The sequence below is a fragment of the Streptomyces sp. 7N604 genome (assembly GCF_052245475.1).
Taxonomy (GTDB): domain Bacteria; phylum Actinomycetota; class Actinomycetes; order Streptomycetales; family Streptomycetaceae; genus Streptomyces.
Genome location: NZ_JBQQBX010000002.1, coordinates 130,905 through 144,895, shown reverse-complemented (window position 1 = coordinate 144,895; position 13,991 = coordinate 130,905). Strand labels below are relative to the sequence as shown.

Genomic DNA, 13,991 nt, shown 5'->3' with positions numbered 1-13,991 from the left:
AGCCTGGTACTGCCGGACCCCCCGCTGGTCAGGGCTCTGTCTGTGCACGTGCACGGCGCGCACGCTGAAGGACATGACAGTCACCGTAATCACCGGAGCGAACAAAGGGCTCGGTTTTGAGACCGCCCGTCGGCTCATCGAGCAGGGACACACCGTATACGTGGGCGCGCGTGACGCCCGCCGGGGCGAGGAGGCCGCGAGGGCCCTGGGGGCCCGCCCGCTGCTGATCGACATCACCGATGACCAGTCCGTCACCGCGGCGGCCGAAGCCGTGCGGGCCGAGGCCGGACACGTCGACGTTCTCATCAACAACGCCGGCATCGCCGGTCCGGCCTCGCCGACCGGCGAACTGACGGCCGCAGATCTTCAGCAGGTGTACGACACCAACGTCTTCGGAGCAGTGCGTACCGTTCGCGCCTTCCTGCCCCTGCTCGAGGTCGCGAACAGCCCGGCCATCGTCAATGTCAGCAGTGGCCTCGGATCGCTCGCCATCAACGCCGATCCGGCCGCTTACACCGCCATCCTTCCGGCTTGGGCCCCGCTTCTCGCCTACAACTCCTCCAAAGCGGCCCTGAACATGTTGACCGTGCTGTATGCGCAGAAATACCCCCAAATCCGGCTTACTGCCGTCGATCCCGGGTTCACCGCAACAGACCTCAACGGTCACCAGGGCACGCAAAGCGTCGAGGAGGGAGCCGCAGTGATCGCCGCCGCGGCCACCGCCGGCCCGGACGCGCCGACCGGCACCTTCCTCGGAGCCTCGGGACCCGTGCCCTGGTGAGCTTCCCGGCAGCCGCTGCACCGCCGGCCACCCGGCACCACCTCATCAGCCCCATTCGGCCCTCCGGGCCGCCCCACGCAGGGACCGACACCGAGCCGGAAGCACGATCACTCCCGCACCCCACGATCGGGCCCGATAGGCGCCATCGGGAGGCCGCCGCCTTTGACGGGGCGGCGGACGTGCCGCGTGGCGGCCGGGTCCCCTCCTGCCATGAGGAGAGGTGCGGCGCACCCAGGATCGCCGCACCTGGACGAACGGCGGCCTGGTTACCTCGCGCCAGTGAGGCGACCGTAAACGCAGGACGAGCCGTCCCGGCGCGTCGCCGCTTCCGCTTCCGCTTCAAGGAGTCTCATTCATGGCCGTATCAACCGCTCGGAAAATCGTTCTCATCAGCGGCGCCAGCAGCGGTATCGGGGAGGCAACCGCCCGGCTGCTCGCCGCGCGAGGTCACCATGTCGTGTTGGGCGCCCGCCGCACCGAGCGGCTCAAGGAGCTCACCGAGGACCTCCATACGGCCGGCCACAGTGCCGAGTACCACCCTCTGGATGTGACCGACGCCGAACAGGTACGGGCCTTCGCCGACGCCGCCTACAGCAAGCATGGCCGTATCGATGTGCTGATCAACAACGCGGGCGTGATGCCGCTGTCGAAGCTGGAGGCCCTCAAGCTCGATGAGTGGAACCGCATGATCGACGTGAACATCCGCGGTGTCCTGCACGGCATCGCCGCGGCCCTGCCGATCATGCAGACTCAGCACCACGGCCAGATCATCAATGTCGCTTCGATCGGCGCCCACGCCGTGTCCCCCACGGCCGCGGTCTACTGCGCCACCAAGTTCGCCGCCTGGGCCATCTCCGAAGGACTGCGCCAGGAGGTCGGCGGCGACATCCGGGTCACGACCATCTCTCCCGGAGTCACCGAGTCCGAACTCGCCGAGTCCATCTCGGACCCCGTGGGCCGTGAAGAGATGCGCACCTACCGTCGCGTGGCCATCCCGGCCTCGTCGGTCTCCGCGGCCATCGCGTTCGCCATCGACCAGCCCGCCGGCGTCGACGTCAGCGAGATCATCGTCCGGCCCACCGCCAGCGCGGCCTGAGGCCGCGTACCGGCACCGGCCCCGGCCCGCCGCTCACGGCGGCTCAGGGGCCGGCCGGTGCCCCCCTGCCTGCGACCTGTCCACCGAGGTGATCGGGGTTGGCGATCAGAGCTGTGGCGGCGTCCGGCGTATCGAAGCGATGGGCGAGCGCGGGCATCTCCGCGAGGGCGGTGGAGGCCAGATGGCGTATGGCAAGCGGTGCCCAGTTCGCTCACGATCTGCTGCGCGGCCGCCTGGGCGCCCTCGCGGTCGGTGACATCGACGGCCAGGGCGAGGGCGGTACCGCCAGCGGCTTCGATGTTCTTCACGATGTGGTCGAGCTTGTCCTTGCGGCGGGCCAGGACGGCGACCTCGGCAGAAGGGGGGTGGGGTGTGGTGGCCGGGGCCCGGCCGGGCCGGCGAGGGGGAGTGGACGGTCCGGCCGGGCTGTCTTAAGGAGCCCTGCGCGCGGGCGGGGTGCAGCCCGGTGGCGCGGTGAGCTCAGGCGGCGTCGTCGTGCGCGGTGGCGGCGGACTTCTCGCGCCAGGGGGCGAGGTCGGTCTGAATCTGCTGGAGCTTGACCTCCAGGCGCTCCAGAGTGTCGCGGCCCAAGTAGAGGTGGGTGGGCAGTTTCTCGCCGCCGGTGACCTCGACGATGAGGGCCGCGCCCTTGACCGGGTCGCCGAGCTGGGCGTGGTTGGCCTTGTCGATCCAGTCCAGGGTCACGTGGGCGGGGGTGTCGTCGTAGTCGGCGATCCGCTCGGCGGCCAGGGACAGGGAGCTGGTGTCCAGGAAGTCGGTGCGGAACACACCGGGCTCGACGACCATCGACTGGATGCCGAAGGGGACCAACTCCACCGCCAGGGCCTCGCTTATGCCGGCGACGGCGAACTTCGAGGCGGAGTACAGGCTCACACCCGGCTCGCCCTCGAAGCCGGCGCGGGAGCCGATGTGGACGAGCTTGCCGGAGCCCTGCTTGCGCATCACGGGCAGGACGGCGCGGGTGACGTTGATCAGGCCGAAGACGTTCAGGTCGAACAGCGAGCGAGCCTCGGCGTCGCTGATCTCCTCCAGCGCGCCCAGCAGGCCACGGCCGGCGTTGTTCACCAGGACGTCGATGCCGCCGAAACGGTCCACAGCGGCCTGGACGGCGACCGGGATGCTGTCGTTGTCGGTCACGTCCAGCGCGACGGCCAGGACGTTGTCCGCGTTCTTGAAGTCTTCCGGGATCCGGTCCGGGTTGCGGACCGCTAACACGACATTGTTCCCGCCCGCGGCCGCGGCCCGGGCGATCTCCGCACCCAGCCCACGCGACGCACCGGTTACAAACCACGTAGCCATGAATGGCCTCTTTCCTGAGATTGCTCTTTCGCTTTACCGGCGGTCCGTCCGCCGGTGAATGCGAGTCTGTCCACGGCGCCGAGTGACAGGAAGGCCAAGAGTTTCCTGGGAGAACCACACCCAGGCTGCGGATCTCGGTGTGGTCAGTGGCCCGCCGGGTACCGGGCCGCGGGTTTCAGGGGGGTGTGATTCCTGGGTGCAGGGCACCCACGCTCGCCTCACCCGTGGGGCCGCATCCCGCCTTAGCCTCGACGCCATGGACAACGACAAGCACCCCGCCGTCGAGAACGTGCTGGGAGGTTTCCTCCGAGCCCGGCGCGCCCAGCTACGCCCCGAGGACGCCGGTCTCGCCACGTCCGGCCGGCGCAGGGTGCCCGGTCTGCGCCGTGAGGAGGTCGCCACCCTCGCCGGGGTGAGCACGGACTACTACATGCGCCTGGAACAGGGGCGGGAACGGAACCCCTCGCAGCAGGTGCTCGAAGCCGTGGCGAAGGCCCTGCGCCTGGACGAAGACGCGATGGCGCACCTGCACCGGATCGCCACGCCGACAGCACGCCGTATGCGCCGCTCGCCCCGGGAGGAACGCGTCAGCCCGCAACTGCACCGACTGATCGACAACTGGAGCGACACACCTGCCTTCGTCCTGGGCCATGCCTTGGACGTGCTGGCCCGCAATCAGCTCGCCACCACCTTGCACGCGGGATTCGCATACCGCGACAATCTGCTGCGCATGACGTTCCTCGACCCTGCCGCGCACGACTTCTACCGCGACTGGGACCACGCCGCCGCATCGTGTGTCGCCACCCTGCGGCAGGCTGCCGGCACCGATCCGGACGATCCGCGGCTCATCGAACTCGTCGGGGAACTGTCCATGAAAAGCGATGACTTCCGCACCCTGTGGGCACGCCACGATGTACGCGGCAAGACCCGTGAGGCCAAACTCTTCCGCCACCCCGCGGTCGGCGACCTGGACCTGCACTACGAAGCGTTCACCCTCAACAGCGCCCCCGGGCAGCAACTCGTCGTCTACCAAGCCGAACCCGGCAGCCCGTCCGCCGACGCGCTGGCACTGCTCGGCTCCCTGAGCGCAGCCCCGATCGCGCCGGACTCGGCAATCACTTTCGACTGACAGGCTGGTCAGTCCCGCGCCACGCTGCCACCCGGCTCCTGCAGCGGCCCCTGCCCCGTCCCCTCACGCTCGGCTTCAGCCAGGCAGCTGCCATGTCACCGCGGTTCAAAGCGCCTGGGGGACCGAACGGCGAGACGACGTTGCTGCGGGTCTTGCTGGACGCGGCCGAGGACGCCCCCGACCAGGTGCTGGTGCATGTGCGGGGGGACGGTGGCGAGCGGACCGTCACCTTCGCGCAGCTGCGGGACGAAGCGCTGGGCGTCGCCGGAGGCTACTCCTCGACGCTTTGCGTGCCCTGGTGACCGTCTCCAGCGCCCTGGGCGTACGCCGGTCCGTGAGAGCTCTGCGCATAGGCAGGACTTGCCGATGCGGACGTTCCGCTCCGGCAGGAATAGTCGTCCAGGCGAAGCGCTCCGAACCCCCATCGTCATCGGAAGATCGAGACCCCCCATGCGACAGTTGCGGCGAGCACCGTGCTCACCGGCACCCTCCTGGCCCCCTTGCCGCCTGGCCTCTCCCGGCTCAGGCCGCCGCCACGGCGCCCGCCCCGAACGCCGCGCGGAGTCGGAGACGAGATGTCCAGGGCGGACGCTCCTGGCGAGCCGCCCCGACCAGGACCGTGGCGGGCCGTGCCGCTTCCGTGTGCGCGCAGAGGACGTGAAGCCAAGGGGTGGTGGAGCATGGCTCATATCCTGGTGAGCGGAGCCGGCATCGCCGGGCTGTCCACGGCTTTGTTTCTGAGCCGTCGTGGCCACCGGGTCACCGTGCTGGAGCAAGACTCTCAGGGGGCGAGCGGTGACCTTGAGAAGGACTTCCTCGACTGGCACCGCCCCCATATCCCTCAAGCCATCCAGCCTCACGGGCTCCTCAGCCCGGTCCGGAAAGTGCTCAACGCCGAAGCTGGGGACGCGTACCGGTCCATGCTCGACCTGGGGGCGTGGGAGCAGCACGAGTTCGACTGGTTCACTGAGCGTCCCCCGTACCGGGACGGCGACGAGGAACTGGTGCTCATCCGGACGCGCCGCATCGTCATGGAACACGCCCTGGCGCAGGCGGTGCGGTGCGAGAGAGGGATCGTCTTCCGGACCGGCGAGCGCGTGCAGGACGTCATCATCGACCATGGCGCCCGTGTCCCGCACGTGCTGGGCGTCCGTACCGCGATGGGCGCTTATCACGCGGACCTCGTCATCGACGCCGGCGGACGGCGTTCCCGTCTGGCACGCCGCCTTGTGGCTGCTGGATGCCGTGCGCCGGTGGTCGAAAGGCACCGCGTGGGCATCTCCTACTTCTGCCGCTGGTACCGGATGAAGACCGCTGGCGCCACCGACCCGGGCCGCGTGCCCTACACGTCGAGCAGTCCCTATGCCCTCAGCATCGCCTTTCCCTCCGACAACGCCACGCTCGCCGTGGCCATAGCGGCGTCAGTCTCAGATCCGACTCTGCCGGCCCTGCGCGATCCCCTGGTCTTCGACGAACTCGCCCGCTGCTTCCCCTCCACCGGTCCCTGGCTCGCCCTCGACCCGGATCCGCTCACCGACGTCATGATCATGGCGGGCCTCGACAACCGATGGACCGCGCTCGTCGACAGCCTCGGCCCCGTGGCCACCGGCATCGTCGCGGTCGGAGACGCGGCCGTCGTCACCAATCCGACACTCACTCAGGGCATCGCGCTGGCGCTGCTCACGGCTCAGCGCATCGCGCAGACAGCGCATCAGGCCGGTGACCGCGTCGCCTTCGCCCAGGGCCATCATGAGTGGGCTGTACGAACCCTCAAGCCCTGGTTCGACCAGCAAGTCGAGGCCGACCGGGCGGGTGCGGAGCGCCTCGCCCTCGCGCCGGACGCCCCCACTTCCTCAGCGGCTCTGGCGGCGGCCCGCTTCCCCTGCGGCCTTGAAGACCCGGTGGTCATGCGGGCCTGGGCTCAGGCGCGCCACTTGGTGCGTACGCCCGCCGAAGCGTTCGGTACGCCCGAGGTACAAGCCCGCGTCGAACACTGGCTCCGTAGACACCCGGATTTCGCCCCTTACTCCAACGGGCCCTCCCGTGAGGAATGGGAGAAGGTCACGGGTCATACGGCAGGGGCCTGACGACGACGCTCGCCCCGGGGCCTCGACGGAGCCCCATGACGGGCCGCCCGCCAGAGCCAGGTAATCCATGGGTTCCGTTTCCCGTCTCTGGTGATGCGCGGCGTTCCTGGGTGCCGTACACCCAGCACTCCCGAGGCAGCCATTGCCCCGGGGGTATCGCGAAAGGACTGACGGCGGCGGCATTGGCATCCGCCGCTGAGTGAGCGCGGACACGCAGTGAGCCGGTAATGAGCGGATAGTGGGCATTGAATGGTCTGGCGGCCCCCCGCCCGACTGGCACATCATTTCGGTAAGTCCAGGGGCTGCACCCCATGGCCGGTTCCGCGGTGTGATCGTGGCGACCGAGCGGCAGCAGCCCTGCGAACGTACTCATGACTACCGGAAGTTGACAATGGTTGAGACAAGGCGTGATGCCTCCCCGAAGCCCGTGAAAAAGGATTCTCTTCCGCTGGTCGGCACCCCTGAATTCAAAGCCGAAGCCCACACGCGGTATGGCGAGCTGCGGGCTGCCGGCCCGATCCACCGGGTCCGGCGGGCCGACGGCTTTCAGGGCTGGCTCGTCGTCGGATACGAATTGGGCCGCGAAGCTCTGGCGCATCCACTGCTGGGCAAAGACCCCGCCCCCTTCGCGGAACGCCTCAAGTCGGTGGGTCAGCACATCCTGCTCGCAGGCACAGGTCTGGGCGGCAACATGCTGATGTCCGATCCGCCGGAGCACACCCGGCTCCGGCGCCTCGTAGCGGGTGCCTTCACTCCTGCCCGGGCCGAGGACTTCGCGCCGAGGATCCGGGCCATCGCCGACGAGCTGCTGGACGGCATTGTGCCGCTCGGAAAGAGCGATCTGGTCGAGACCTACACCGGCCCCCTGCCCATGGCCGTCATAGCGGAGCTCCTCGGTATTCCCGCCGAGTCCAGGGACGACGTTCGCAGCTGGACACGCACGGCCATCGGCAACCCTTCCGATGCTCAGCGCACAAGTCTGTTGTCGCTCAATACCTTTCTCCGTGGACTCCTCGAGGAGAAGCGCCGCAATCCTGGGCGTGACCTGCTCAGTGAACTGATCCATGTTCACGACGAAGGAGAGGACGGCCTCTCCGACACCGAACTTCTGGGAACGGCAGTGATCCTGATGGCCGCCGGTCATGAGACGACGGTCAATCTGCTGGGAAATGCCGTGGTCGCCCTGCTCGAACACCCCGAGCAGGCACGGTTGTTGCGGGAGCATCCTGAACTGCTACCTGGCGCGGTCGAGGAGTTTCTTCGCTACGACCCCCCGCTGGAGAACACACCGACCCGGTTCGCGACCGAGGACGTGGTGCTGGGCGGTGAGGTCATCCCCCGCGGTGGCGTGGTGACGATAGCCCTCACCTCCGCCGGCCGGGACGCTCCCATGGGGGCGGGTGAACGTCCGGAGGAACTGGACGTCACACGGAGCCAGGTGAAGCACCTGGCGTTCGGCCACGGCATCCACCACTGCCTGGGCGCGCCCCTCGCACGCATGGAAGGTGCCGTCGCCCTGGGCGCGCTGCTGGAGCGCCTGCCCGATCTCGCCTGGGACGCACCGGAGGAGCCGCTGCCCTGGATACGGGAAGGAATCACCCGTGGTCCGCTTTCCCTGAAGGTGCGTTACACACCACAGCCATCGCTGTCCGGGGCTTCGAAGGGAGCATGACGCCACGCGGTGAGGAAGTTTGCGGAACCGGTCGGTGCGAGCCGCGGACGCGGTGCGCCTGCGGCGCCCCACGGCATGCGCTCGTCGATCGCAAACGTACAGTGGACGTCATGCCTTCGCAGGACTGGCCGGTGCCGCGTCTGTCCAGCCGCCTGCGCGCCTCGGCGGCGCGTGGCTTCGTGGGCCGGGCGAGCGAGCTGTCCCTGTTTCGGTCTTTTGTCAGGAACTCCTCGGGCTCCTCGGACGCTTACCGCGTGCTGTACCTACACGGTGTCGGCGGTGTGGGCAAGACGACCCTTCTGCGGCGGTATGAGGATGAGGCATGGGCTGCGGGCCGGCGCGTCATGCGTATCGACTGCCGTACGATCGCCGCCTCACCGGCGGCGTTCCTGGCCCACGCGGCACCCGCCCTCCGGGACCCACGGGCAGTGCTGCTGATCGACACCTTCGAACGGTGCCAGGGTCTCGAAGCATGGCTCCGCGATGAGTTCCTTCCCCAGCTGCCTGAGGGCGCCTTGGCCGTCCTGGCCGGGCGGCGGAAACCGGGCCCCATGTGGCAGGCGGATCCGCGGTGGCGCGGGACGTTGAAGGTCGTCGGTCTGCGGGACCTCTCCGGCGAGGAGGCCTCCGCGTTGCTCACGGCCCAAGGCGTACCGCCGTCGCTGCATCCGTCGGTTGTGGCCTTCGCGGGCGGCCACCCCTTGGCGCTGTGCCTGGCCGCCACGGTGGCCGACGGCAGGCCCGGGGCGGCGGCGCCCTCGTGGGAACCGGCCCACGATGTGGTGGGAACTCTCCTTGCCCAGCTCGTCGGTGATGTGCCGTCGGCCGTACACCGGAGCGTATTGGAGATCTGTGCGCATGCTCTCTTCACCACCGAGGGGCTTCTGCGTGCCGCCCTGCCCGGGCACGACAGCGGCGCGCTGTTCGCGTGGCTGCGCGAGCTGCCGTTCGTCGAGGCCGGCCCGTTCGGTCTCTTCCCGCATGACGTCGTACGCGAAGCCCTCGACGCCGACCTCCGATGGCGCGACCCGGAGGGGTATCGGGACATGCATCACCGGGTGCGGCAGCACCTGGTCGACCGCGCCCACGAGGCGGAAGGGCCGCTTGTCCTGCCGGCCATCTCGGCTCTGACCCATCTGCACCGCAGGAACGGCTTCCTGTCCCGCTATCTGACCTGGCGGGACGACGGCGAGATCTACGAAGACGGCGTGCAGCCGGACGACACCTCGGCGGTGACCGAACTGGCCCGTGCGTGCGCGGGGCCGGAGACAGCCGCGATCATGGAGTTCTGGTTACGGCGCCGACGTGAGGCGTTCCGGGTCTGCCGGCGCTCGGACACCGGGGAACTGGTCGCCGTCCTCACCTTTCTCCGCCTCGCTCAGGAGGATGAGGAGGAGAATGCGGCGGATCCCGTCACGGCCGCCGCATGGAACGATGCCCGGAGCACAGCGCCACCGCGTCCTCGTGAACACCTCCTGATCGCCCGGGTGATCACACGGCAGGAGTTCTCCACGGGAGCCTCCCCGGTCATGGATTTCTTCCTGCACCGCATGGTGTCCGAGTTCATCCACGTGCGAGGGCTGGCCCGCTCGTACGTGGTGCTGCCCGAGAATGCCTTCTGGGAGCCGCTCATGGGCTATATCGACCAGCACCTCCTGCCGACGCGGGAATGTGTCGACAACCGTCTTTACTCGGTGTTCGCACACGATTGGCGGATCGTCCCGGCGGAGCGGTGGCTCGATTTCAGCAGAAAGGTCGAGATCTCAGGACCTCGGCGGAGTCGGCCGAAACCCGGAAATGCCCCGGCGATGATGTCCCGCCCGGAATTCGACGGCCACATTCGCCGTGCCCTGCAGTCCCTGAACCGCGCCGACGACCTGTCCGCCAATCCTCTGGCACGGAGCGAACTCGTGAGGGATGCGGCGGCCGATGATCCTGCCGAGGCTCTGCACACCATCATGACCCAGACGATTCAATCCCTGCGTGAGGATCCGCAGGCGATGAAACTGCACCGAGCCGTCGAGATGACCTTCCTCCGTGGCGCGCCGACGCGGGAAACTGCGGCCGAACGGCTTGGCCTGCCGCTGAGCACCTACCGAAGGCACCTCACCGCCGGCGTCCAGCGCGTCGGTGACCTGCTCTGGCACCGCCTGCATCAGAAGCGACCCGACATCAACGACGCGGTCGGTAGCCGGCCCCATCCATGACGCGGACCGGTTCATGCCGCGTTCCTCCAGCAGCCGAAGGGCCTGAACACCGCCCATCCAGAAGGCTGAGCGGTGCCCGGCGCGAGCGTCATGGCACCGGTCGACAGACATGCGCGCGGGCGAAGGCTCGGCCCTGGAGTCCGAGCCGGTGGCCCCCCGGCTGTAGCCGAGTCGCCGCGCGGCGCGGGCGGGGCGCGTGATTGCGGCTCGCCCGGCACCGCCGGACTCCGTCGCCGGGCTTCCGCCGTCACGGCGGAGAAGATTTTCGGCGCGCAGGCCGCCCGCCTCGGCGAGGATGGAGAGATGGCATTCCATGTGGATTCCGAGGCCGGGCGGCTGCGCCGCGTCATCCTGCACCGCCCGGACCTGGAGCTGAAGCGGCTCACCCCGAGCAACAAGGACGCACTGCTCTTCGACGATCTGCTGTGGGTCCGCCGGGCCCGCCAGGAGCACGACGGCTTCGCGGACGTACTGCGCGAGCTCGGTGTCGAGGTGCACCTCTTCGGTGAGCTGCTGGCCGACAGCCTGGAGATCCCCGAGGCGCGGAGGCTCGTGCTGGACCGGGTCTTCCAGGAGAAGGAGTACGGCCCGCTGGCCACCGACCACCTGCGGGCCGCCTTCGACGAACTGCCGATTCCCGAGCTGGTCGAGGCCCTGGTGGGCGGCATGACCAAGCGGGAGTTCCTGGAGCGGCACCCCGAGCCGGTCTCCGTCCGGTTCCACGTCATGGATCTGGACGACTTCCTGCTCGCCCCGCTGCCCAACCACCTCTTCACCCGTGACACCTCGGCCTGGGTCTACGACGGGGTGTCGATCAACGCCATGCGCTGGCCCGCCCGGCAGCGCGAGACGATGCACTTCGAGGCGATCTACCGGTACCACCCGCTCTTCACCCAGTCCGGCGCCTTCCATGTCTGGTCCGAGGGGCAGAGCGCCTATCCGTCGACGATCGAGGGCGGCGACGTGCTCGTCATCGGCAATGGCGCGGTGCTCATCGGGATGAGCGAGCGGACCACCCCGCAGGCCGTGGAGATGCTGGCCCGCGGCCTGTTCGCGGCGGGCTCCGCGCGGTCGATCGTGGCGCTCGACATGCCCAAGGGGCGGGCGTTCATGCACCTCGACACGGTGCTGACGATGATCGACGGAGACACCTTCACGCAGTACGCGGGTCTGGGGATGCTGCGCTCCTACACCATCGAGCCGGGCTCGGGAGAGCGGGAGCTGAAGGTGACCGACCACCCGCCGGAGCACATGCACCACGCCATCGCGGCCGCGCTCGGCCTCGACGGCATCCGCGTCCTCACCGCCACGCAGGACGTGCACTCGGCGGAGCGGGAGCAGTGGGACGACGGGTGCAATGTGCTCGCCGTCGAGCCGGGGGTGGTCGTGGCCTACGACCGCAACGCCACCACCAACACCTTTCTGCGGAAGCACGGCATCGAGGTGATAGAGATCCCGGGCGGCGAGCTGGGGCGCGGGCGGGGCGGGCCGCGCTGCATGAGCTGTCCGGTGGAGCGGGAGCCCGTGAAGCCGTAGGGAATCCAGAGGGCGAGGCGGCGGCCGCGGGAACCATGGGCCCTGGGTCGCGCATGGCCCGCAGGTCCCTGTGTCTCCACCCAGCTGTCGCTATGCAGGACCTCCCTGTATAGGGATACAGAGAATCGTATAGACTTCCAGCCGTTCACCCGCAGTCGTGACCGAGGAGCCCACCCGATGGCGACAGACCTCACGGGCCGCCACTTCCTCAAGGAGCTGGACTTCACCGCCGAGGAGTTCCGCCACCTCGTCGAGCTGGCCGCCGAGCTGAAGGCCGCCAAGCGCGCGGGCACCGAGGTCCGGCGGCTGCGCGGCAGGAACATCGCCCTGGTCTTCGAGAAGACCTCGACCCGCACCCGCTGTGCCTTCGAGGTCGCGGCCGCCGACCAGGGGGCCTCGACGACGTATCTCGACCCCAGCGGCTCACAGATCGGGCACAAGGAGTCGGTGAAGGACACCGCCCGGGTCCTTGGCCGGATGTTCGACGCCATCGAGTACCGCGGCCACGGCCAGGAGGTCGTCGAGGAGCTCGCCGCGCACGCCGGGGTCCCGGTCTTCAACGGCCTCACCGACGAATGGCACCCCACCCAGATGCTGGCCGACGTGCTCACCATGACCGAGCACAGCGACGAGCCGCTGGAGTCGCTCGCCTTCGCCTACCTCGGTGACGCGCGCTCCAACATGGGCAACTCCTACCTCGTCACCGGCGCCCTCCTCGGCATGGACGTACGGATCGTGGCGCCGGAGCAGCTCTGGCCCGCCGAGGAGATCGTGACGCGGGCCCGCGAGCTGGCGGCCACCAGCGGCGGACGGGTCACCCTCACCGAAGACGTCGCCGAGGGCGTGCGGGGGGCCGGCTTCGTCGCCACAGACGTGTGGGTGTCGATGGGAGAGCCGAAGGAGGTCTGGGACGAACGGATCGAGGTCCTGCGGCCGTACGCGGTGACGATGGACGTGCTGCGCGCCACGGGCCGCCCGGACGTGAAGTTTCTGCACTGCCTGCCGGCCTTCCACGACCTCGGCACCCAGGTCGGCCGGGAGATCTACGAGCGGCACGGCCTGACCTCGCTCGAGGTCACCGACGAGGTCTTCGAGTCGGAGCACTCGGTCGTCTTCGACGAGGCCGAGAACCGGATGCACACCATCAAGGCGGTCCTGGTCGCCACCCTCGCCGGTCCGGCGGCGCCGGGAGCATGAAGGGCGAAGCCCACCCATGGTTATGGGGCGGCCGCCTCCCGGAAGCCCGTATCGCGTACTCGTGACGACAGTCATGGATGGGTGATAACTTCGGAGGGCAGGCACCAGCCGTCCGGCTGAAGGAGGCCCTACGCCATGAGCCCGTTCACCGGTTCCGCCCGGACGACCGAGGAGTGGCGGCATCTCCGGCTCACCAGGGACGCGGGGGTCGCCACCGTCACCCTCGCCCGCCCCGAGAAGCTCAACGCCCTGACCTTCGGCGCCTACGCCGACCTGCGCGACCTGCTCGCCGAGCTCGCCAGGGACGGTTCCGTACGGGCGCTGGTGCTCGGCGGCGAGGGCCGCGGCTTCTGCTCAGGCGGGGACGTCGACGAGATCATCGGCGCCACCCTGGCCATGGACACCGGGCAGCTGCTGGACTTCAACCGGATGACCGGGCAGGTCGTCCGCGCGCTGCGCGAGTGCCCCTTCCCCGTGGTCGCCGCGGTGCACGGGGTCGCCGCGGGCGCGGGCGCCGTCCTCGCCCTGGCCGCCGACTTCCGGGTCGCCGACCCTGAAGCCCGCTTCGCGTTCCTCTTCACCAGAGTGGGGCTTTCGGGCGGCGACATGGGCGCGGCCTATCTGCTGCCGCGCGTGGTCGGCCTCGGGCACGCGACCCGGCTGCTGATGCTCGGCGAGCCGGTGCGGGCCCCCGAGGCCGAGCGGATCGGCCTGATCAGCACCCTCGCGGAGAAGGGCCAGGCCGGTGCGGAGGCCGCCGCGCTCGCCCGGCGGCTCGCCGAAGGACCGGCCCTCGCCCACGCCCAGACCAAGGCCCTGCTCACCGCCGAGCTCGACATGCCGCTGGCCGCCGCCGTCGAAATGGACGCGGCCACGCAGGCGCTGCTGATGAACGGCGCCGACTACGCCGAGTTCCACGCCGCGTTCAGCGAGAAGCGGCCGCCCAAGTGGCAGGGCAGGTAGCGG

General features: G+C 69.3%; 11 protein-coding genes and 1 pseudogene. 10 read left to right on the top strand and 2 right to left on the bottom strand.

All coding sequences use genetic code 11. The annotated features are described in order from the left end of the window. Positions 1–73: 73 nt before the first annotated feature. Both ACTWP8_RS02890 and ACTWP8_RS02885 read left to right on the top strand, forming a co-directional pair. Complete coding sequence (locus ACTWP8_RS02890) at positions 74–781, top strand: SDR family NAD(P)-dependent oxidoreductase (RefSeq protein ID WP_443320562.1); 708 nt, start codon at positions 74–76, stop codon at positions 779–781. Between the two features lie 355 nt (positions 782–1,136). Continuing rightward, complete coding sequence (locus ACTWP8_RS02885) at positions 1,137–1,877, top strand: SDR family oxidoreductase (protein ID WP_443320561.1); 741 nt, start codon at positions 1,137–1,139, stop codon at positions 1,875–1,877. Between the two features lie 212 nt (positions 1,878–2,089). Here ACTWP8_RS02885 and ACTWP8_RS02880 read toward each other — a convergent pair. Continuing rightward, positions 2,090–2,224: pseudogene (locus ACTWP8_RS02880) on the bottom strand (short-chain dehydrogenase); the annotation flags it as partial. 133 nt (positions 2,225–2,357) lie between these two features. Further along, on the bottom strand, positions 2,358–3,197 hold the full coding sequence (locus ACTWP8_RS02875) for an SDR family NAD(P)-dependent oxidoreductase (protein ID WP_443320559.1): 840 nt from the start codon (positions 3,195–3,197) through the stop codon (positions 2,358–2,360). A 256-nt stretch (positions 3,198–3,453) separates the two neighbouring features. Between ACTWP8_RS02875 and ACTWP8_RS02870 the strand changes: the two genes are divergently transcribed. The 8 genes from ACTWP8_RS02870 to ACTWP8_RS02835 all read left to right on the top strand — a co-directional run bounded on the left by ACTWP8_RS02870 (position 3,454) and on the right by ACTWP8_RS02835 (position 13,988). After that, complete coding sequence (locus ACTWP8_RS02870; RefSeq protein WP_443320558.1) at positions 3,454–4,326, top strand: helix-turn-helix transcriptional regulator; 873 nt, start codon at positions 3,454–3,456, stop codon at positions 4,324–4,326. Positions 4,327–4,418: 92 nt separating this feature from the next. Next, positions 4,419–4,628, top strand: a complete 210-nt coding sequence (locus ACTWP8_RS02865; protein WP_443320557.1) for a hypothetical protein — start codon at positions 4,419–4,421, stop codon at positions 4,626–4,628. Positions 4,629–5,006: 378 nt separating this feature from the next. Beyond that, positions 5,007–6,413 carry an NAD(P)/FAD-dependent oxidoreductase gene (locus ACTWP8_RS02860; protein ID WP_443320556.1) on the top strand — a complete coding sequence of 469 codons (1,407 nt, stop codon included), beginning with the start codon at positions 5,007–5,009 and terminating at the stop codon, positions 6,411–6,413. 334 nt (positions 6,414–6,747) lie between these two features. Continuing rightward, complete coding sequence (locus ACTWP8_RS02855) at positions 6,748–8,085, top strand: cytochrome P450 family protein (protein ID WP_443320555.1); 1,338 nt, start codon at positions 6,748–6,750, stop codon at positions 8,083–8,085. Between the two features lie 110 nt (positions 8,086–8,195). Beyond that, entirely contained in the window at positions 8,196–10,292 is a 2,097-nt protein-coding gene (locus tag ACTWP8_RS02850; protein ID WP_443320554.1) for an ATP-binding protein, read from the top strand. Between the two features lie 303 nt (positions 10,293–10,595). After that, positions 10,596–11,828, top strand: coding sequence for an arginine deiminase (locus ACTWP8_RS02845; protein ID WP_443314496.1), 1,233 nt, complete (start codon positions 10,596–10,598; stop codon positions 11,826–11,828). A 177-nt stretch (positions 11,829–12,005) separates the two neighbouring features. After that, positions 12,006–13,025, top strand: coding sequence for an ornithine carbamoyltransferase (argF, locus tag ACTWP8_RS02840; RefSeq protein ID WP_443320553.1), 1,020 nt, complete (start codon positions 12,006–12,008; stop codon positions 13,023–13,025). A 135-nt stretch (positions 13,026–13,160) separates the two neighbouring features. After that, positions 13,161–13,988: an enoyl-CoA hydratase family protein gene (locus tag ACTWP8_RS02835; protein WP_443320552.1), complete on the top strand. Its 828-nt coding sequence runs from the start codon at positions 13,161–13,163 to the stop codon at positions 13,986–13,988. Positions 13,989–13,991 lie beyond the last annotated feature (3 nt).